General features: G+C 62.4%; 18 protein-coding genes. 8 read left to right on the forward strand and 10 right to left on the reverse strand.

The annotated features are described in order from the left end of the window. Window positions 1-13 precede the first annotated feature (13 nt). The 4 genes from GGD40_RS28150 to GGD40_RS28165 form a co-directional block, all read right to left on the reverse strand. The gene (locus GGD40_RS28150) at window positions 14-607 is read right to left on the reverse strand and encodes a cytochrome b (protein ID WP_179711307.1); all 594 of its coding nucleotides are present in this window, start codon (window positions 605-607) and stop codon (window positions 14-16) included. Window positions 608-1,010: 403 nt separating this feature from the next. Then, on the reverse strand, window positions 1,011-2,120 hold the full coding sequence (locus tag GGD40_RS28155; protein ID WP_179745870.1) for an SAM-dependent methyltransferase: 1,110 nt from the start codon (window positions 2,118-2,120) through the stop codon (window positions 1,011-1,013). Window positions 2,121-2,181: 61 nt separating this feature from the next. Then, entirely contained in the window at window positions 2,182-2,958 is a 777-nt protein-coding gene (locus GGD40_RS28160; protein ID WP_179711302.1) for a DUF1295 domain-containing protein, read from the reverse strand. A 114-nt stretch (window positions 2,959-3,072) separates the two neighbouring features. Beyond that, on the reverse strand, window positions 3,073-3,672 hold the full coding sequence (locus GGD40_RS28165) for a lipocalin family protein (RefSeq protein ID WP_179745871.1): 600 nt from the start codon (window positions 3,670-3,672) through the stop codon (window positions 3,073-3,075). A gap of 188 nt (window positions 3,673-3,860) precedes the next feature. Here GGD40_RS28165 and GGD40_RS28170 point away from each other — a divergent pair, with 188 nt between their 5' ends. From GGD40_RS28170 to GGD40_RS28185, 4 genes are all read left to right on the forward strand, one after another. After that, window positions 3,861-4,754: a LysR family transcriptional regulator gene (locus GGD40_RS28170; protein WP_179745872.1), complete on the forward strand. Its 894-nt coding sequence runs from the start codon at window positions 3,861-3,863 to the stop codon at window positions 4,752-4,754. A gap of 71 nt (window positions 4,755-4,825) precedes the next feature. Next, window positions 4,826-5,896, forward strand: a complete 1,071-nt coding sequence (locus tag GGD40_RS28175; RefSeq protein WP_179745873.1) for a DMT family transporter — start codon at window positions 4,826-4,828, stop codon at window positions 5,894-5,896. A gap of 169 nt (window positions 5,897-6,065) precedes the next feature. Continuing rightward, window positions 6,066-6,269, forward strand: coding sequence for a DUF3562 domain-containing protein (locus tag GGD40_RS28180; protein ID WP_179711293.1), 204 nt, complete (start codon window positions 6,066-6,068; stop codon window positions 6,267-6,269). 146 nt (window positions 6,270-6,415) lie between these two features. Then, window positions 6,416-7,519, forward strand: coding sequence for an NAD(P)/FAD-dependent oxidoreductase (locus tag GGD40_RS28185; RefSeq protein WP_179745874.1), 1,104 nt, complete (start codon window positions 6,416-6,418; stop codon window positions 7,517-7,519). Between the two features lie 54 nt (window positions 7,520-7,573). Here GGD40_RS28185 and pdxR read toward each other — a convergent pair whose 3' ends face one another. Next, on the reverse strand, window positions 7,574-9,046 hold the full coding sequence (gene pdxR / locus GGD40_RS28190; protein WP_179745875.1) for a MocR-like pyridoxine biosynthesis transcription factor PdxR: 1,473 nt from the start codon (window positions 9,044-9,046) through the stop codon (window positions 7,574-7,576). A 128-nt stretch (window positions 9,047-9,174) separates the two neighbouring features. On the opposite strand from pdxR, the gene GGD40_RS28195 reads away from it, so the two are divergent. The 4 genes from GGD40_RS28195 to GGD40_RS28210 all read left to right on the forward strand — a co-directional run bounded on the left by GGD40_RS28195 (window position 9,175) and on the right by GGD40_RS28210 (window position 13,520). After that, window positions 9,175-9,465, forward strand: a complete 291-nt coding sequence (locus GGD40_RS28195) for a hypothetical protein (RefSeq protein ID WP_179745876.1) — start codon at window positions 9,175-9,177, stop codon at window positions 9,463-9,465. Window positions 9,466-9,521: 56 nt separating this feature from the next. Beyond that, window positions 9,522-9,983: a GNAT family N-acetyltransferase gene (locus GGD40_RS28200; RefSeq protein ID WP_179711289.1), complete on the forward strand. Its 462-nt coding sequence runs from the start codon at window positions 9,522-9,524 to the stop codon at window positions 9,981-9,983. A gap of 171 nt (window positions 9,984-10,154) precedes the next feature. Next, entirely contained in the window at window positions 10,155-11,864 is a 1,710-nt protein-coding gene (locus GGD40_RS28205) for a molecular chaperone HscC (protein WP_179745877.1), read from the forward strand. Window positions 11,865-11,870: 6 nt separating this feature from the next. Then, window positions 11,871-13,520 (forward strand): J domain-containing protein, encoded by a 1,650-nt coding sequence (locus tag GGD40_RS28210; protein ID WP_179745878.1) that lies wholly within the window; start codon window positions 11,871-11,873, stop codon window positions 13,518-13,520. A gap of 281 nt (window positions 13,521-13,801) precedes the next feature. On the opposite strand, the gene GGD40_RS28215 is transcribed toward GGD40_RS28210, so the two are convergent. From GGD40_RS28215 to GGD40_RS28235, 5 genes are all read right to left on the reverse strand, one after another. Beyond that, entirely contained in the window at window positions 13,802-14,587 is a 786-nt protein-coding gene (locus tag GGD40_RS28215) for a hypothetical protein (RefSeq protein WP_179711283.1), read from the reverse strand. Between the two features lie 3 nt (window positions 14,588-14,590). Beyond that, a complete protein-coding gene (locus GGD40_RS28220) occupies window positions 14,591-15,175 on the reverse strand; it encodes a PAAR domain-containing protein (protein ID WP_306456602.1) in 585 nt (194 codons plus the stop codon). 242 nt (window positions 15,176-15,417) lie between these two features. Beyond that, window positions 15,418-16,821: an MFS transporter gene (locus GGD40_RS28225; protein ID WP_179711279.1), complete on the reverse strand. Its 1,404-nt coding sequence runs from the start codon at window positions 16,819-16,821 to the stop codon at window positions 15,418-15,420. A 25-nt stretch (window positions 16,822-16,846) separates the two neighbouring features. Then, a complete protein-coding gene (locus tag GGD40_RS28230; protein WP_179745879.1) occupies window positions 16,847-18,112 on the reverse strand; it encodes an NAD(P)/FAD-dependent oxidoreductase in 1,266 nt (421 codons plus the stop codon). Then, window positions 18,105-19,070 (reverse strand): VOC family protein, encoded by a 966-nt coding sequence (locus GGD40_RS28235; protein ID WP_179745880.1) that lies wholly within the window; start codon window positions 19,068-19,070, stop codon window positions 18,105-18,107. The genes GGD40_RS28230 and GGD40_RS28235 overlap by 8 nt, the downstream gene beginning before the upstream one ends. Window positions 19,071-19,091 lie beyond the last annotated feature (21 nt).

Below are 19,091 nucleotides of genomic sequence, written 5' to 3' on the forward strand. Positions count from 1 at the left end.
GGCGCGGCGCAGCTCACGGCACCATGCGCTTCAGAACCGACTTGCGATCGATCCACTGATGCTTCAGCGCACCGCCAATGTGCATGGCAAGCAGCGCATAGAGCGCATAGCCGAGCCACGTATGCAACGCGCCGAAACGATCGTGCAAGCTCTCCTTGAGCGTCGGATCGAGGTTCATCACATAGCCGATACGCGGCCACGGAAACAGGTTGAACAGGCGCATGGGATGCGTGGCCGCGTCTTTCCACGCGGAATCGTGCAACCAGCCGGACAGCGGCAACGCGATCATCAGCAGATACAGCAGGAAATGCGCGACATGGGCGGCAATTTTTTCCCATGACGGAAACTCGCGCGGCAACGGCGGCGGCTTGTGCGACACGCGCCACAAGATACGCATGAGCGCGAGACCCAGCACCGTGATGCCGATCGACTTGTGGGTATCGACCACCGGACGCACCCAGTCGTCGGGCAACGAATCGGCGCTCAGACCGAGCACCACGTTGCCGATCATCAGCAGCGCGATCAGCCAGTGCAGCGTCATCGCGGTGCGCGTATAGCGGGTCGACGCATCGTTCGAGTCAGACAGAGAATTGGCGTGGGTGTTCATGGTTGTGTTCCATTCGCGAGCGCAGTGCTGCGAAAGCTGTTTGAAATTCCGGCGACGCCGAAGCGATCAGGCGCTCGACTCAATTGACCAAACGCCTAAGTGTGGCCTTTTATTCCGCCACGCGCGTAAAGGTGTGTTTCAGATTATTTCGATGCGGCGTGGCGGGGGCGAGACCGATGCGGGCAGCACCGTGCGATCACCGCGGTCGATTCGGTCCACTTGTCGAAAAAGGGGCGATGTCGCGCGCACGGAGTCATCGGCCGCCATGACCCGCTGCGGCAAAAGTCAGATTGTGCCTTTACTGCGTCGCGCGTGCTTGGCGCCGCAAGATCCACAGGCGGCGCGCCGTCTGCGACGCGCATTCAGCGCGGCGACCCACCGTGGGCAAATCGCCGGTCGTTGCTCAGCGCTTCACGAACCGATAATGCCCGACGCCCCACTCGTTCCCGTTCGCGTAACCGAACAACTCGGCAACAGCCATGTAGAACATGCGCCAGCGCTGCAACCACACGGCCGCGTCGCGCGCGCCATAGGTGTCGACGAGCATCGGCATGACGCGCTCGCGCGCGGCATCGAGCGCGGTCAGCCAATGATTCGCCGTGCGCTCGTAGTGCGTGCCGCTGACCCACCATTGCCGCTCCATCCGCAGATCGTCCTGGAAGTTCAGCAGCAGCGCTTCGGACGGCATCGTGCCGCCGGTGAAGAAGTACTTCGACATCCAGTCGCTGCCGTCCTGCACCTGGAAGTGATACGCGAGCGTGCGATGCACGAAGATATGCACGAACAGTTTCGCGTCGACATCGTCGCGCATCCAACGCGCGATTTTCGCGAGCAGCAGGCCGTAGTTCTTCATATGCTCGAACATCTCGATCGACACCACGCGGTCGAAGCCTTCGCCCAGTTGCGCCCGATCGAATTCGAAATCGACGACATTGCCCGTGACCACGGTGAGGTTCTGCAAGCCCCTTTCCGCCGCACGCGCTTCAATGAAAGCGCGTTGCCCGTGCGAGTTCGATAGCGCGACGATTTGCGCGTGCGGATAGCGCGCCGCCAGCCACAACGACAACGAACCCCAACCGCAGCCGAGGTCGAGAATCCGCTGACCATCGGCGAGTTCCGCGCGCTCGGCATAACGTTCGAGCATGGCGGCTTCGGCTTGCGCGAGCGTCTCGGCGCCGCTCGGATACAGGCAGCACGAATACTTCAGATGCGGTCCGAGATGCGCGTGGAAAAACGACGCGGGCACCTCGTAGTGCTGCGTGTTGGCGGCTTGCGTTTCGATGGCGATCGGACTCGCGCGCAATTCGTCGAGCAGACGGTTGAGCCGCTGCGCACGCACCTCGCCGTTGTCGAGCGCTTCGTCGCGCAGACGCTGCCGCATCAATTGACGCATGCCGAAGCGGATCAGGCCGTCGGGCAGCCAGCCGCGTTCGCAACTGCGGATCAGCCAGTCGTCGCCGGGTTCGGCGGGGGCGGACGGAGGGATTGTGTGGTCGGCAGTGGAAAGGCTCATGAGGCTAACTCCCATCGTTCATGTCGTTGTCGGGACGCGCACTTGCGCTTCGCTCGATATTTCAATGCCGCGGCGGCCACGGAATCAGCGCGCTGGTGGTGCGCATGTACTCGGCGTAACCGGGGCGCCGTTTCGCCAGGCTTTCTTCGAGCAGCGGAATGCCGGACAGCTTGAGCAGCAAAAACGCCATCAGCAGCGGCGGCAGCAACGTGAACCAGGCCCACGGCGTCCCCACCGACAGCGCGATATAAGCCAGCCAATGCACGCATTCGAAGAAGTAATTCGGATGCCGCGAATAGCGCCATAAACCGGCACGGCACACGGCGTCGCGATTGGCCGGATCGGCCTTGAAGCGTTTCAGTTGCCGGTCGGCCAGGGCTTCGCCGAGCACCGAAGCGATCCACAGCAACGCCGCCAGCAACATCCAACCCGTGCCCGGCGCTACGGTCCGATACGACGGCACCAGAAACGCGATCGACAGCAACATCGACACCACCACCTGCAACTGGAAGAACCAGAACATCTTGCTCGCGGCCTCGTCGCCCCATTCTTCGCGAAAGCGGTGATAGCGCGCGTCTTCGGGCTGGCCGAAATTGCGCCGCCACAGATGCGTGCCGAGTCGCACGCCCCACACCAGCCCGCCCAGCGCGGTCAGCGCGCGCGTGAGCGGATCGCCATTGCCGAGCACGGCGTAAAGCACGGCGACGAGACCCAGCGAATACGCCCAGATCGGATCGATCATGCCGGCGTTGTCGGTCTTCAACTGCCACGCCCACGCGGCGCTGAAGATCGCGACGAGGCCGATCAAGGCAATCACGGCGGCGGCAAGTGGCGGCATAAGGCGCTCATTCAGTAACGATGCGGGTTATACGCGGCGAAAACAGGATCGGATGCGGCAGGCGCGACGCAGGCGACCCACACAAAGCGCCGACGCGCAGACGCGCCCCACGCCCTAGTTCTTATCGCCTGGCGAAGCAAAGCCCGCCTTGCCCAACTGATCCGGATGCTGCGGCACGCGCCTGAAACGCGACGTGTCGTAGCCCATCGCATCGAGACGGGCGAGCATCGACCGGTAGGTGTCGTCGCTCATATCGGGCTCGCGCGAAAAAATCCAGCCGAGGTTTTTGCCCGGATAACCGAGGATCGTGTAGCGATAGTCGGGATCCACGTACAGCGTGAGTTGCGCCACGTGAACCGGCCAGAAGATCTGCACGCTCCACTCGCCGCCCTCTTTGCCCGGCACCGGCGTGTCCAGAAACTGATAGTGCTTTTCCGGCGCGTCGAAGCTTTTCTTGCGCGCGTAGTACGAGTCGTCGATCTTGCCGTCCGGACGCAATTGCCATTCCGCGCGGCTCGCCACCATGTCGCGTTCGGCAAAGTACGGAATGTTCGCGATGATGTACCAGCGGCCCATATAGCGCGGCAAATCGACCGGTACGGTGGCGAGCGGTTCGCTCGCGCGCGGGTTCGGATTGGGCGGATCGTTGGAACAGCCGGCAAGGGACAGCAGCAGGACGGTCGCAACAGCGGCGGCGGAGAACAGGCGGCGCATGGCAAGGGCCTCGAACGTAGCATCAATAAACGTATTACGTTCGACGGGGCCGGATGGATGCGCGCGCCGCCGCTCGTGAATCCGTTCGGCTGGATCGGCGTGTGGAGATGGGCGCCCATAGCGGACTGAAAGCCGCTAAATAATGCTACATTTCGGCCATTCCAGAATTTAGTGCTCGAATCGACCGAATGGACAACCTCAGCGGCATCGTCGCCTTCGTGCAAACGGCGGAGGCCTCCAGCTTCGTCGCCGCGTCGCAGCGGCTGGGCGTGTCGCCGTCCGCCGTCGGCAAAAGCGTGGCGCGGCTCGAACAGCATCTCGGCGTGCGGTTGTTGCAGCGAAGCACGCGCCGCGTCAGCCTGACCGACGACGGCGAACGCTTCTACGAGCGTTGCCGGCAAATCCTCGACGCGCTGAACGAAGCCGAATCGATGATGCTGGAAGCCAACGCCGTGCCGCGCGGCCGGTTGCGCGTGAGCCTGCCGACCATCGGCTATCGCTTTCTGCTGCCGATCCTGCCGGCGTTCTCGGAACGCTATCCGGAGATCGATCTCGAACTGGATTTCAACGACCGCATTGTCGACGTGATCGAAGGCGGTTTCGACGCCGCGATCCGCAGCGGCAACCTGGCCGATTCGCAACTGATGGCGAAGCGCCTCGGCCCGTTCCGCTTCGTGCTGTGCGCGTCGCCCGGCTATCTGCAACGGCGCGGCGTGCCGCTCACGCCCGCGGACCTCGCCGATCATGCGTGCCTGCGGTTCCGTTTTCCGACTTCAGGCAAGTTGCAGCCGTGGGCGTTTCGCGGGCAGTCGGAAGAAGCGGCCGCGCGCTTTCCCACCGCGTTGACCTGCAACAACATGGAAGCGCTGCGGGCCGCCGCCGAACTCGGTCTGGGCATTGGGTATATGCCCGACTTTCTGGCCCGCGACGCGCTTCGAGCGGGGACGCTGCACAGCGTGCTCGACGATCACCTGTCGGACCCCGGGCAATTTTCGGTGCTCTGGCCGTCGAGCCGCCAACTCTCGCCGAAGCTGCGAGCGTTCGTGGATTTCCTGTCCGAACACGTATTCAGCGACGCATAACGCCGCCGGTCAGTTCGCGCTATCGTGTCTCGTGTCTGTCACGCCCGCTGTTCCCATCCGATCGGCTCACCATGTCCATCCGCTTTAACGCCGCTTTCACCGCCTTGCTCGCCGCCGCGCTGTTCGGCGCGACCACGCCGCTCGCCAAGGCGCTGCTCGGCGCGTTGTCGCCATTTCTGCTCGCCGGGTTGTTCTACCTGGGCAGTGGCCTCGGTTTAGCGACCGTGATTCTGGTGCGCCGACTCAAAGGCAAAGGCAACTCCGCAAGACAACCCGCCGATCACCCCCCGTTCCCATTACGCGAAGCACCGTGGCTGGCCGGCGCAATCGTCGCGGGCGGCGTCGCGGGTCCCGCGTTGTTGATGCTGGGTCTGCAAACCACCCCGGCCGCCACCGGCTCACTGCTGCTGAATCTCGAAGGCGTGTTCACCGCGCTGATCGCGTGGATCGTGTTCCGCGAAAACGTCGACGTGCAGGTGTTTCTCGGCATGGCCGCGATCGTCGCGGGCGGCGTGGCGTTGTCCTGGCAACCCGGCACGGTGGGTCTGCCGCCCGGCACGCTGCTGCTGATCGGCGCGTGCGCATGCTGGGCGATCGACAACAACCTCACGCGCAAAGTGTCCACGCACGACGCCATGTTTATCGCCTGCCTGAAAGGACTCGTGGCCGGGTCGGTCAACGTGACGCTCGCCCTCGCCCTCGGCGCGTCTTGGCCGACCGGCGCGACCGTCGCGTTGGCGATGCTGACGGGTTTTGCCGGCTACGGCGTCAGTCTCGTGCTGTTCGTCGTCGCGCTGCGCCATCTCGGCAGCGCGCGAACCGGCGCTTATTTCTCGGTCGCACCGCTGTTCGGCGTGACGCTGTCATGGTTGCTGTGGCCCGAGTTGCCGCCACCGCTGTTCTGGCTCGCCGCCGCGTTGATGACGCTCGGCGTGTGGCTGCACATCCGCGAACGACACGAGCATCCGCATACGCATGAACCGCTCGATCACACGCATCGCCACCGGCACGACGCGCATCATCAGCACGAGCACGACTTCGCATGGGACGGCGAAGAGCCCCACACCCATCCGCATGAACATGCGCCGCTCACGCATGTTCATGCGCATTTCCCTGACATACATCATCGTCATTCGCATTGATTTTCGGCGTCGCCGCGCTGCGCGGCGACTTGCTGCACCGCAAGACAAAAATCTCTGTGAAACGGTGCGTGCGATAGACCGATTCAATTGGCATCGGCGCGGATCGCATCCTCTAATGAAACTCCTGTTGTCCGTGCCCGCTGTCCAACCCGCCTCCCCGGAGAGATTCATGTCCCAACCCGAGCCAAATATCGATGAAGTCGTGAGAAGCATCGCAGAGGAGACCGACACCCCCACGGAAACAGTGTCGAAGATGTACGCAGACACCTTGGCCACTTACCGTCACGAAGCGCGCGTATTCGATTACGTGCCGCTGTTCGCGGCGAAAAAAGTGCGCAACCAGCTTCGCCATAACCCGCATCGCAAACACTGACACGGCGCGCGCGGAGACCACCGCCTGACCGGGTTTCGCATCGTGTCGATCAGTCCGCTCGCGCGCCGATCCGCACGAACCCTTACCGATTATTTTTTTTCCGCTGCTAGACTCTGTGCCGGAACCATCGACTCGGGGGAGTGGGCATGCGGGTGACAATCGTAGGAGCGGGCATTGCCGGGTTGAGCACGGCGTGGTCGCTCGCGAAACTGGGACACGACATCACATTGATCGAGCAAGGCTCGATTCCGAATCCACTGGCCGCCTCGGGCGACCGGACCCGAATGATTCGCCGTGCCTATGGCGACGCCGACGGTTATGCGCGCACCATGGCCGAAGCATTCGATAGTTGGGATCTGCTGTGGAATGATCTCGGCGTGTCCCACTATGCGAATTGCGGCGTGCTCGGCATTTCGCAATTCGCCGGCGACGACGCCGAACAATTTCGCGCCGGCCTCGACCGGATGCAATTCGAGTACGAGCAACTCGCGCCGCAAGACGCGGCACAGCGCTATCCCTTTCTCGACCCCACCACGTTTCGCTACGCCTACCTCGATCAGGACGGCGGCGCGCTCTTCAGCGAGCGCATTGCGCGCGACATGAAAGCGTGGCTCAAGATGCGCGGCGCCGACATCCGTACGCATACGAAAGTCCTCTCGGTCGACCCGCACACCGCTTGCGTGCGTATCGACGACGACAGCATCGTGCGCGCCGACCGCCTCGTGATCACCGCGGGCGCATGGACGCTGCAATTGTTCCCCGCGCTGGCCGAAACCTTGATGACGTTCCGCAACGTGGTCGCGTACGTGGAGCCGCCCGCGGATCTCGAAGACGCGTGGGCGAATGCGCCGGCGATCGTCGACATTGGCGGATCGAGCGGGGGTTATGCCCTGCCGCCGCTCGACGGCATTGGTCTGAAGTTTGGCGCGGGCATTCACAAGGTCCATGCGCTCGACCCCGACGCCGACCGCATCGCGACGCACGGCGAAGGCAACAGCGTGCGCCGGCTGTTTGCGCCGCCGTTCAGCCGCATTGGCGACTACACAGTTTCCGAAGTCAAAAGCTGCATGTACACCTTCACTGCCGACAGCCGTTTCTTCTCGAAGCGTATCGGCAACACGCTGGTGGTGTCCGCGTGCTCGGGGCACGGATATAAATTCGGCGCGGCGATAGGCCGGCGCGTCGCTCAGGCGCTCGATACGGACGACGACGTCATGCTCGCGCGCTGGCTTAGAGCCGAGACGGCGTGAGCGGTTTCGACGTCACGGAACCCCCTGTGACGATGCGAAAGACTTGCCGTGTCGTCACAACAATCCACGCACCACCGCAGCGAGCCGCGCCACCAGCGCATCCGCCTCCTGCGGTTTTACGCCCGCGTAGCCGAGCATGAAGCCGTTGTAATGCTCAGCGTCCCGCTCCGGATGCTGGCAAAACGCGCTCAACGCAGCGATATGCAAACCGTGCTCGCGCGTCGCGGCGCTCACGTCCTGATCGCGCAGCGGCGCGTCGAGCCGCACCGTCAGATGCATGCCGCCGCCGTCGGAGGACACCGTCACCAGATCGCCCATGTGCCGCTCGATCGCCGCTACCAGCGCGCTGCGGCGTTGCTGATAAAGACGCCGCATGCGCCGCAAATGCCGCGCATATTTCCCGCTATCGATAAAGTCGGCCAACGCAATCTGTTCAGCCACGCGCCCTTGCCGCGCGATCTCGCTGAGCGTGTCGTCGACCTGCGTCACGAGATGCGCGGGCACGACCATGAAGCCCATACGCAGCGCCGGAAACATCGTCTTGCTGAAGGTGCCGAGGTAGATCACCGGCGCGTGCTCGACGAGCCCTTGAATCGACGGTAGCGGCGGCCCGCTGTGACGCAGCTCACTGTCGTAGTCGTCTTCGATGATCCACGCGCCGCGTGCCACCGCGTTATCGATGATCGACCAGCGCCGCTCCAGGCTCAGCACGCTGCCGAGCGGATATTGATGCGACGGCGTGAGATACAGCAAGCGCGGCGGCGTCTGTTGCCAATCGTCGGAGGTCGGCGCCATGCCGGCGGCGTCGACGGGAATCGGCACCAGCTGCAAACCCGCAGCCTGAAACGCGGCCTTCGCGCCGTGGTAGCCGGGGTCTTCGACCCACACGCTGTCGCCGGCATCGGCGAACATGCAGGCGCAGAGATCGAGACTCGCCTGCGTGCCCGCGGTGATGAACACCTGCTCCGCGGAACAGCGCACGCCGCGCGACACGCGCACATAGTCGGCAATCGAACGGCGCAGCGCGGGATAGCCCGAGTTGTTGCCGTACCCCAGTTCGTCGGACGGGACCGCACGCCATGCGCGCTCCATCGACGCTCGCCATTGCGCGAGCGGGAATTCGTCGAGCGCGGGCACGCCTGGGCGGAACGGTGTGGGGTCGTCGGGACTGGTGCGTTCGCGCGGCAGATCCGTGACGCGCCGCGATAGCCCACTGCCGGACGACTGCAGCCGTCCTACTGCCTTGGAAGCGGCACTATCCGCGCCACTCACCATGCTGACGATCGAACCGTGCCGGCTCGCGGCGATAAAGCCTTCTTCGGTCAGCCGCTCGTACGCGTACAACACCGAGTTACGCGCAATGCCCAATTGCTCGGCCAGCGCACGGCTCGCGAGCAGACGGCTGCCGTGGCGAATCGCGCCGTCGAGAATCGCGCGGCGCAGGCTTTCGTAAAGCAGGTCCTGCTGCGTGAGCTTGCGCCCGCCCAACGTTCGTTCGACGTTCGACATCAACAGACCGTAGTCCAAATCGTGGCTCCAAATTTTGCTCGCCTTGTGGAGCTAACAATGGTGCCACAAATTTCTTATGCTGATGGTTCGGGCGCTGCCGCCACGCTGTAAGCCTCTACGCCTTTACGCCAGAAGAAGGGACCACGATGATGAATACGCAGACACGAGAAACCGCAACCCTGCGCGCCAGTTACGGCGCCTCGGCAACGTGCTGCGTAGCGCTGGCGTGCGCCGCATGCATTTATGGCGCGTTCGATCCTGCCACGACCGCGCGCGCGAATCTGGACGCCTGCTTGCACGAACGCCTCGCGCTGCACGGCGACGCAGCGGACGCGGCTGCGTCGGGCGTCATCGCGCAAGTTGCACGAGTGGCCAGCCGTGACGAACGCGAGCAGGCGCTCAGCGCGGCGCTCTACGCCTGTTCGACTCAACCTTAGCGTCGTCTCCGCGGCCTGCCCGCAAGACGTCATCCACTCACGAGGAACTCAAACCCATGTCCGACCCGATCCAGATCCGCCCCGCCGCGCCCGCCGACTTCGACGCCTGGCTGCCGCTATGGGACGCCTACAACGCGTTCTACGGCCGCTCGGGCGAAACGGCCCTGCCGCGCGAGATCACGCGCATCACCTGGGCGCGTTTCTTCGATGCCTACGAGCCGATGCATGCCATGGTCGCCGAACGCAACGGCCAACTGCTCGGCATTGTGCATTTCCTGTATCACCGCCATACGACGATGGCCGCGCCCATCTGCTATCTGCAAGACCTCTACACGCTCGACACCGAGCGCGGCAAGGGCGTGGGCCGCGCGCTGATCGAAGGGGTGTACGCGCGAGCCAGGGCGGATGGTCTGGAGCGCGTCTACTGGCAGACCCACGAAACGAATCAGACCGCGATGAAACTCTACGATCAGGTTGCGGATCACTCAGGCTTCGTGGTGTATCGCAAGGCGTTATAACGCCGCAGGTTTCCGATTCCCGCCCGCCGGCGGACCGTGCCGCTCAAGTTTTACGCGCGGCTTGCCGTTATCGCCATTGGACGGAGCTACTCGCGGCTCCCGCGCGGTTGATCCGCGGCAACTTGGGCGATCTCCTCATGGAGGGGCGCGAAACGGAATCGGAAACTGACCATGCCTTCGATCATCGGCATCGATCTTGGAACCACGCATAGTCTCGCGGCGGTCTGGCGCGACAATCAGGCTGTCCTCATCCCGAACGCATTGGGGGAGACGCTCACGCCTTCGTGCGTTTCGATCGACGACGACGGCTCGATCCTTATCGGCCGCCCCGCTCATGACCGTCTGCATACGCATCCCGAGCGTACCGCCGCGAACTTCAAGCGCTACATGGGCACGAACCGCAGCGTGCCGCTCGACACGCAAACCCTGCGTCCCGAGGAACTGTCCTCGCTGGTGCTGAAAGCGTTGAAGGCGGACGCCGAGGCCTTTCTCGGCGAAACGGTCCACGACGCGGTGATCGCCGTGCCCGCCTATTTCAGCGACGCGCAACGCAAAGCCACGCGCATTGCCGGCGAACTGGCCGGGCTCAAGGTCCGGCGGCTCGTCAACGAACCGACCGCGGCGTCGCTCGCGTATGGCGTGCATCAGCGCGATAGCGAACGCAAGTTCCTGATCTTCGATCTGGGCGGCGGCACGTTCGACGTGTCGGTGCTCGACTTCTTCGAAGGCGTGATGGAAGTGCGCGCCAGCACCGGAGACAATTTTCTGGGCGGCGAGGACTTCACCGAGGCGTTGGTCGAGCTGTTCTGCCAGCGCAATAGCCTGAAACTCAACACGCTCTCGCCGGTCGCCGCGCAACGTTTGCATCAGCAGGCTGAGCGCGCGAAACGGCAGCTCACGCAGCATGGCGCCGATAGCGTCACGCTCAAGCTCGCGATCGACAACCGCGACGCCACCCTCGAACTCGACACAGCCGCCGCCGAACGGGCCTGCGAGCACCTGTTGCAACGGCTGCGCAAGCCGGTGGAACGGGCGTTGCGCGATTCGAAGATCGCCGTCGACGCGCTCGACGAAATTATCCTGGTCGGCGGCGCGTCGCGCATGCCGATGGTCCGCAAGCTGGTCTCGAAGATGTTCGGCCGCCTGCCCGCCGGGCACCTGAATCCCGATGAAGTCGTGGCGCTCGGCGCTGCCGTGCAGGCTGGTCTCGTTACACGCGACGCCGGGCTCGAAGAAATGGTGCTGACCGATGTCGCGCCGTATAGCCTCGGCATCGATACCGCCATCCAGCTCGCGCAGGACCAGATCGTGCCGGGGCATTTCCTGCCGATCATCGAGCGCAATACGATCGTGCCGGTGAGCCGCATGCAGCGGATTTTCACGGTGCGCGACCGTCAGCAGAGGCTCAGCATCAAGGTGTTTCAAGGCGAAGCGCGTCTGACTCGCGACAACGTGCCGCTCGGCGAATTCGCGCTCGACGTGCCGCTGAAGCCGGCAGGCGAAGCGGGCGCGGATGTGCGCTTCACGTACGACGTGAACGGTGTGCTGGAAGTGGAAGCCACCGCGTTTCCCGGCGGCGAAAAGCGCGCGATGGTGATTGAAGAAAACCCCGGCGTGATGACGCCGGAAGAAATCCGCGAGCGGCTGGCCGCGCTGAGTACGTTGAAGATTCATCCGCGCGATCAACTCGAAAATCGCACGCTGCTGACGCGTGCCGACCGTGTCTATGAAGAAACGCTCGGGGACCATCGGCAGTATCTGGCCGCGCATATCGCGCGTTTTCAGGCGTTGATCGAACGGCAGCATGCCGATGAGATCGCCCTTGCGCGCAGCGACCTGAGCGCGCTGCTGGATCGCTTCGACGTGCATGTGACTTACTGATCGGCCATGACTACGAGTTCCGACAACACCTGGCCGTGGGACGCGCTCGGCATCGAATCGAATGCGGATGAGCGCGCGGTGCGCCGTGCCTACGCGAAACTGCTGAAACAGCAACGGCCGGATGAGGATGCCGACGCGTTTCAGCGTCTGCGCTATGCGTATGAGTCGGCGTTGCAGATAGTGAGCGGCAATACGGTTGTGGCGATGCCGGCGACGGTGTCGACGGTCTCGACGCCTACGCTCGCGGTGCAAACCGTCCGCGAACCCGATGCGTTCGAAAGCGCGGTACAACTGTGGCAGGACTTCGTCGCGCAACCCGATCAACTCGCGTCGCGCCGTTCGTTGGAGGCGCTGTTCGGCTCCATCGTCAATATTCCAACGCGCGAAGAACTCGAATGGCAAGCACTGTGCCACTGTCTGAACGAGGACACGCCGGCGGAACTGCGCATGAATCTGAACGCCGTGCTCGGGTGGCGGGACAACACCGCGCATCTGCGCCGGCGCAACGCGCCCATTGCGAATCTCGCACTGGACCGCGTATTCGCCGACGAGGACTACAACGCGCTGCGTTTGCGCTTCATGAACGCGATGGCGCTGCTCGAAGCGCCGTCACCATCCATCGCAATCGGCGCGAGAGCGTTGCTGCGTGCCGGCGTGCGCACGGAGATGGAACAGTTGTTGACCTCGCTGGGCCGCTACCATCCTAGCGTGGTACGGCTGCGGTTGGATCGCGAGAAGGTCGAGTTCTGGAGTAGTTGCCTCAAATTCCGCATCGGTGTGGGCCGTCTGCTGGGTCCGGCGCTCGCGCTGAATGCGTGGTGTGGCGTGCTGTTCGCCACCGCCTCGCTGAATCCCGCAAGCGATCGATTGTTAGATCAATGGGCGCCACCACAATTCGCCATTCTTCTATCGACGCTGATGCTCGCGCTGGTCACCCTCGCCGCGACCAGCGTGCTGCTTTCAGAGCCGCAGCAACAGCGCTTGCGCGCGTTGCGTTCGATCGGCTGGCTGCGCTATGGCTGGATTCCTGTATGGTTAGGCACCACCGCCGCGGCGTTGTGCGAAGACGGCAACGGCCATTCCACCTCGATGGCGATGATCACGCTTGGTGTCTGCACAATCTGGGCTGCGCTGATCCACGGCTGGCCGTCTATCAAGCGGTTGGCGATTCTGGCTGTCGCCAACGCCAGCGCGTTCGGCTTCGTGGGCCACTGGATCGCTACCGACCCGCGTGCATGGCCGATGCCGTTCGCCCATGGCGTGCTGTTCGCGTTCTTCATCTCGTTCGCGCAGGCCGAGTGGCGCGATTGGCTCGCGCGCCGGCTGCGGTTGTCGTGGGTTTTCCTGCCGATCTGGTTTGCGGCCTTCGTCGCGTTGATCGTGCTGCTGTTGCAGCGTGAAGAGCACTCGACTCAGTTCGCGTGGGCGCTTTTTGCGGTGATGGCGGCGGCGGGAGGGGTACTGGAGGCGACTCGCTGGACTGAAATGCGCTCGGCGATACCGGCGTTTTTTCGCGGCTATGTGAATTTGTTCTGGATGGTGCTGGCTGTGACCAAACCGGATATCGTCGCTTGTGTGAGCGCGGGGTTGATGAGTATCTGGATCATCGAGGGTGTCAGGCGGCGACGCGGGTTAGCCGGCAACCACCAAAAATAGCCCGCCATGGCGACACGGTTGCCACGCGGCGGTCTTATCCAGCAGTCGCTTTCCACCATAGATACACGCCGGCCGAACACACCAATATGGCAGTAGCCGTATAGAAGACGGCTGGCTTTCTGAGCACGTCCGACCTGTCGGCAGGCAACACGCCTTCGTTGTCCAGGTCGGAGAAATTGATGCCTCGATCTCTCGGAAAGAGGCTAAACAACATCACACCACCCGAGCCGACAAAAAGCACGAGCAGAAGTATCAGTAAAGGTGTTGTCACGTCAAAACCCTCATCTTTTCATCCACCGCATGAACTCTTCACGTTCATCCTGATACACGTCGTTTGCCAGTTGCCCAACCGTACCGCCGACATGACTTCCGATATAGACCAACGCGACGGCGCAGAGAGGTTCGGCCGGGCCGCATACGAATGACACGCCGAAACCAGCAAGACCACCACCTATCATCCCACCAGCGATGATACTGCCTTGCCTGGCGACTTCCTTGATCTTGCTCCTTGCCCCAACTATTTCACCAACAGCAAGAATGGCAGTGACTAGCAAGAAGACATTGCCCCTGACTCTTAATTTTCTAACATTCGTATTGACTGTGTCGTTGCCTCTACCTGCTGATTTGATGACTTCGTAGTAGATCTTGCCTCGCTCCTGCTCGGTCAAATCCGCGAATTTCTTCTTGAACTCAATTTGAGCATATTTGTTCAGATAGTAGTCGAAACCCCGAGCATTTAGTTTGATAGCCTCTGCCTGAGCAACTCCGACCGAAGACGTATATTTCCTGTATTCGATAAATAACCTATCTCGCAACTGGTTACAGTAGACAGCACCGTCTTTGATAGACATGTTCCCGCTGTCGACTTCCTGCCTGACATCATTCGAGATTTCAGCAATGTGAGCCATGTATTTGGCACGCGTAGCCGAATCTTTGATCGCATCCAATCCGAATTTCGTAGCTATCGCTTCCCAGTCCGAGATTGCAGCATCCAGAAGCGCACTCGGAAGACGATGTTTTTTCTGGGTATCGAATGAACCGTTAAAGGTGGTTTGAGCGTCGGCCATACCTCACTCCAACATCGCAGACAACAGAGAGTGGACGAGCGATCGAGAGGGCTTTTCATAGTCGATCGCAAGCTCGACTTTCTGGCAGGGAGTAGCGTTCGGCCGCTCAAAATGAACAATGTTGTTAGCGTCGAACGTGCCATGCGCGACCGAGCCATCAGCAAAATGAGCACGACACCCTAAGCCCTCACAGCTTCCTCTTTCATTCAGAGCAAACCGTATCCAATGGTCACTTGCCGGCGTTTCGTTTATCGATGCGCCGTCTGAACCGAGCCCCATGCGAGCCAACTCATGCGCTTCAAAACTCATCGTCATGTCTGACTGGGAAGCGAGCATCACAGGAAGCGGGTAACACTGACATGCACAAACATCACCTTCCAGCGCGACTTGCTTGCCCATTAGGTTCCCTGCCCACCGAGGACCTCGCGGGACGATTTTCCCCATGGAAAGGCATGCGGGGCACTCGACAGTTGCGCCAACGAAAGTCAGTTGCGTTCCGTGGTGAGACATGAGAGCAATGCCTTCAGTGGCAGTCCCCCCGGCTGAAGACTTGTCGCCTACTTTCAGATAACTACGTTTCATTGCCATTTCCGTAATTCAGTCATCCGAACAAATATCACATTCTCGAAGGCATGAGCAATTGAGAATTTGTCAATAATTGATGTCGAATCGACTTATGTGGATAACACCCATCGGCATCTGAGAAAAATCCGAAAGCCTCTCGGAATTGCCCCAAAAACAAAAGGGCGCACCACCCGGTGCGCCCTTCGTCTTCCTGCCATCGCGGTACTACCCATCACCGCCCACCAAACCCCTTACACGAGCAACGCTCAAGCCTCCAACTGCTCCAGCACCTTACCCTTCGTCTCGATCCCAAGAAAATGCACCGCGATCGCCGCAATGAACGGCACAGCCGCGAGAATATAAAACGCCACCTGCAAGTTGCCGCCAATCATCGTCTTCGACACGATAGCCGGCGCGAAAATCGCCGCGACCTTCAGCCACGCGCCGCCGACGCCACAACCCATCGCACGGATACTGGTCGGGTACAACTCTGGCGTGTACACATACGCCGTGATAAACCCGCAAGCCAGGAACCCAAGCGAGAACGCACAGCACGTCGCCACCACGTACACCGACGAATCGTGGAACACACCTGCCAGCAGCAACGAAATCGCGCACGCCACAAACGACAGATTGATAATCGGCTTACGTCCCACCTTATCGACCAGCAGCGCGCAGGTCAGCGACCCCACCACGCCCAGCACCGAAGCCGCCACCGCCAGGTTCAGCGCCAGTTGCAGCGGCGCGTGATAGACCGTGCGATAGATCGTCGGCAGCCAGGTCGAGAGACCGTACTGAATGAAGCCGCAGGTCACCCACAGCATCGCCACGGCGAGCGTGCGCTTCAGATACGCCGGACCGAACAGGTCGCTCATACGGCGCTTCGGATGGCGATTGACCATCGCTTCGAATTCGGCCGATTGCGTCACCGGCGGCAACGCCCCCTTCGTGGCACGTTCGAACGCATGCACGGCGGCATCGGCATCGGCCATCCGTTCACGTTCGGCGAGCCAGCGCGGCGATTCCGGCACGAGCTTGCGCAACACGAAGAACAGAATCAACGGCATGCCGCCGATAAAGTACATGACCTGCCAGCCGAAACGCGGCACGATCCACGCGCCCAACGCATTCGACGCCAGCAACCCCACCGGAAAAACGATTTCATACAGCAGCACGAAACGACCACGACCATGCGCACGGCTGATCTCGTTGATATAGGTCGCGGCCACCGGCAGTTCGCCGCCGAGCCCCAAACCCTGAATCACGCGCAGCACCAGAAACGCCGCGAAGGTCGGCGCAAAACCGCACGCAATGCTGGTAATGCCGATAATCCCCGAACTCAGCGCGATCGCCCTCACGCGGCCTTTGCGTTCCGCGTACCACGGAAACACGAAGGCGCCGATCAGTTGCCCGACCGAACCGGAGCCGATCAGAAAGCCGATCTCCCACGGAGTCAGATGCCACTTCGCGATCAGAATCGGCAGCGTGGCCGCGATGGCGATCACGTCGAAGCCGTCGAAGAACGTCGCGAGTCCGATCAGAATGCGCGCGCGCACCTGCATCGCGTTGCCGGGCAAACGCTCCAGACGCGCAATGATCGAGCCCCGGGTTACAGGGCCTGAGACACCGGCGCTGCTGCGGTCCCCCATAGTGTTATCGATGGTTCTCATGCCGTGGTGCCGTCCGTAGATGTGGTTAGGCAAGCGCCGTCGAGGCGTCGGTCAGGGTGGCAAGGTCGATCGTCCGGCCTTGGTTCATCCATTTGCGCGACAGTTTCAATTCGCGCGGCGTGTTGATGGAGATCACGCCGCGAATCGCGCCGTCTTCCAGATGAAACAGCGTGGCGCGTTTGCCCGGCAAATCGCCGCGTACGGCGAGTTGCGCGTCGGCCGGAATGTCGCCGAGAATTTGCAGATTGACGTCGTACTGATCGGACCAGAACCACGGAATATCCGCGTACGGTTCGAAGTGGCCGAGCAGCGCTTTCGCCGTGGAGATCGCCTGGTTCTGCGCGTTGGCCCACGATTCGAGCCGCACGCGGCGCTTCAGCCACGCGCTCGGATGATTGGCCACGTCGCCGCACGCGAAAATGCGCGGGTCGTCGGTCGCGCCGAAATGATCGACCACGATGCCGTCTTCCACCTTCACGCCCGCTGCTTCGGCCAGCGCCGTATGCGGCGTAAGACCGATGCCGGCGACGGCGAAATCGGCGTCCAGCATCGAACCGTCCGCGAACGTCGCGCGAATCCGGTTAGCGTCGTTCGGATGATCTTCGAGCTTCACGAGCGACGCATTCAGGCGCACGTCCACACCATTCGCGCGATGCAGGTCGAGCAGGAAACCGGAGACCATCGGCGGCAACGAGCGCGCACACAGACGCGGCGCGCCTTCGACCACCGACGCTTCCACGCCGAGCTTGCGCGCGGTGGCCGCGACTTCGAGGCCGATCCAGCCGCCGCCCACCACCAGCACACGTTGACTCGCGCGCAGTCGCTCACCGAGCGCGACGGCTTCGTCGAGCGTGCGCAGATAGGCAATGTGCGAGGTCTTGACGAGCGCGTCCGGCAAACGGCGCGCCGCGCCGCCCGTGGCGATCACCAGACGGTCGTACTGCACTTCGCGGCCCGATTGCGTACGCACCATGCGCTGTTCGCGATCGATCGAGCTCGCGCAATCCGGCTGCCACGCTTCCACGTTCAGCGCGTCGAAGTCGTCGGGTTTCACGAGACGCACGGTGTCGATATCCGCTTCGCCGGCCAGCACTGCTTTCGACAGCGGCGGTCGTTCGTACGGCAAATGCACTTCGTCGGCGATCATCACGAGACGGCCGTCGAAGCCTTCCTTGCGCAGCGTCTTGACGACCCAGCCGGCCGCCTGTCCGCCGCCGATCACAACGATCGTGCGCGGCGCTTCGAGTCCTTCGTGCGCGGCTTGCGCCTTGGCAACAGCAGCGTCAGTCATTTTTCCGCTCCGTCATGAACTTGCCTTCCGGCGCTTTCGCGTTTTTCTGCCGCCGCGTATTACCGTCGATGCCACCGTCGATCGCCCATTCGGCGAACACAGTCGGACCCGGCTCGAAATCGCGCGGCTGCCAGTCGGGCGTGAGTTGATCTTCGTCGGCGTAGTACTCGATCAGGCCGCCGGCCGGATTCTGGAAGTACCAGAAGTACGCCGACGACACCGGATGACGTCCCGGTCCAAGCTGCGTATCCCAACCGCAGCGGCTGATATGCATGCCGCCGCCGAACACTTCGTGGATATCGCGCACGGTGAACGCGACGTGATTCAGACCGCGCTTGCCGCCCGGCAACGCCAGCAGAAAAATGTCGTGGTGGCCGCCGTGCGGTGCGCAACGCATGAACGCGCCACGGCCCGGATAGCGGTCCGACATTTCGAAGCCGAGCAGTTCCTGATAGAACTTTTCCTGTTCGGCAAGCTGGTTGGTGAAGAACACCACGTGACCGACTTCGACCGGCTCGGCGCGCTCGTAAATCGTCGACGGCTGATCGACGCGCAAGGTTTGCCCCCACACGTTCGACGGCGAGCCATGAATGTCGAGCACGCGCTTGCGGGTCACTTCGACGCGAATCGCCATGCCGTTCGGGTCGATACAGCCGACCGCGTCGTCGGTTTCGAAATGACCCGGTTGACCGGCAAAGCGGCCGCGCAGTGCGTCGAGTTCCACTTTCGTGGCGACGCCCCAGGTCACTTCGCGCAACGTCGGGCCTTCTTCGAACGCGGGCGGCAGCGACGCGTCATTCGCGTCCACAGCGAGCACCGTGCAGCCGTTCAGCGTTTCGAAGCGCGCGTGCGTTTCGTCGTGCGCGACTTCCTTCAAGCCCCAGTCCGCGAAAAAGCGGCGGCAGGCGGCCAGATCCGTCACGCCGTAAATAATCTGTTCAATGCCGAGAATCGTCATAACGTGCCTCTTGCGGTTCCT

The organism is Paraburkholderia bryophila (assembly GCF_013409255.1).
In the GTDB taxonomy this organism is placed as follows: Bacteria; Pseudomonadota; Gammaproteobacteria; order Burkholderiales; family Burkholderiaceae; genus Paraburkholderia.

What these genes read in the sequence shown, in the direction of transcription:
- GGD40_RS28150 (WP_179711307.1), bottom strand. Translation starts at nt 607, where the DNA reads ATGAACACCCACGCCAATTCTCTGTCTGACTCGAACGATGCGTCGACC.
- GGD40_RS28155 (WP_179745870.1), bottom strand. Translation starts at nt 2,120, where the DNA reads ATGAGCCTTTCCACTGCCGACCACACAATCCCTCCGTCCGCCCCCGCC.
- GGD40_RS28160 (WP_179711302.1), bottom strand. Translation starts at nt 2,958, where the DNA reads ATGCCGCCACTTGCCGCCGCCGTGATTGCCTTGATCGGCCTCGTCGCG.
- GGD40_RS28165 (WP_179745871.1), bottom strand. Translation starts at nt 3,672, where the DNA reads ATGCGCCGCCTGTTCTCCGCCGCCGCTGTTGCGACCGTCCTGCTGCTG.
- GGD40_RS28170 (WP_179745872.1), top strand. Translation starts at nt 3,861, where the DNA reads ATGGACAACCTCAGCGGCATCGTCGCCTTCGTGCAAACGGCGGAGGCC.
- GGD40_RS28175 (WP_179745873.1), top strand. Translation starts at nt 4,826, where the DNA reads ATGTCCATCCGCTTTAACGCCGCTTTCACCGCCTTGCTCGCCGCCGCG.
- GGD40_RS28180 (WP_179711293.1), top strand. Translation starts at nt 6,066, where the DNA reads ATGTCCCAACCCGAGCCAAATATCGATGAAGTCGTGAGAAGCATCGCA.
- GGD40_RS28185 (WP_179745874.1), top strand. Translation starts at nt 6,416, where the DNA reads ATGCGGGTGACAATCGTAGGAGCGGGCATTGCCGGGTTGAGCACGGCG.
- GGD40_RS28195 (WP_179745876.1), top strand. Translation starts at nt 9,175, where the DNA reads ATGATGAATACGCAGACACGAGAAACCGCAACCCTGCGCGCCAGTTAC.
- GGD40_RS28200 (WP_179711289.1), top strand. Translation starts at nt 9,522, where the DNA reads ATGTCCGACCCGATCCAGATCCGCCCCGCCGCGCCCGCCGACTTCGAC.
- GGD40_RS28205 (WP_179745877.1), top strand. Translation starts at nt 10,155, where the DNA reads ATGCCTTCGATCATCGGCATCGATCTTGGAACCACGCATAGTCTCGCG.
- GGD40_RS28210 (WP_179745878.1), top strand. Translation starts at nt 11,871, where the DNA reads ATGACTACGAGTTCCGACAACACCTGGCCGTGGGACGCGCTCGGCATC.
- GGD40_RS28215 (WP_179711283.1), bottom strand. Translation starts at nt 14,587, where the DNA reads ATGGCCGACGCTCAAACCACCTTTAACGGTTCATTCGATACCCAGAAA.
- GGD40_RS28220 (WP_306456602.1), bottom strand. Translation starts at nt 15,175, where the DNA reads ATGGCAATGAAACGTAGTTATCTGAAAGTAGGCGACAAGTCTTCAGCC.
- GGD40_RS28225 (WP_179711279.1), bottom strand. Translation starts at nt 16,821, where the DNA reads ATGAGAACCATCGATAACACTATGGGGGACCGCAGCAGCGCCGGTGTC.
- GGD40_RS28230 (WP_179745879.1), bottom strand. Translation starts at nt 18,112, where the DNA reads ATGACTGACGCTGCTGTTGCCAAGGCGCAAGCCGCGCACGAAGGACTC.
- GGD40_RS28235 (WP_179745880.1), bottom strand. Translation starts at nt 19,070, where the DNA reads ATGACGATTCTCGGCATTGAACAGATTATTTACGGCGTGACGGATCTG.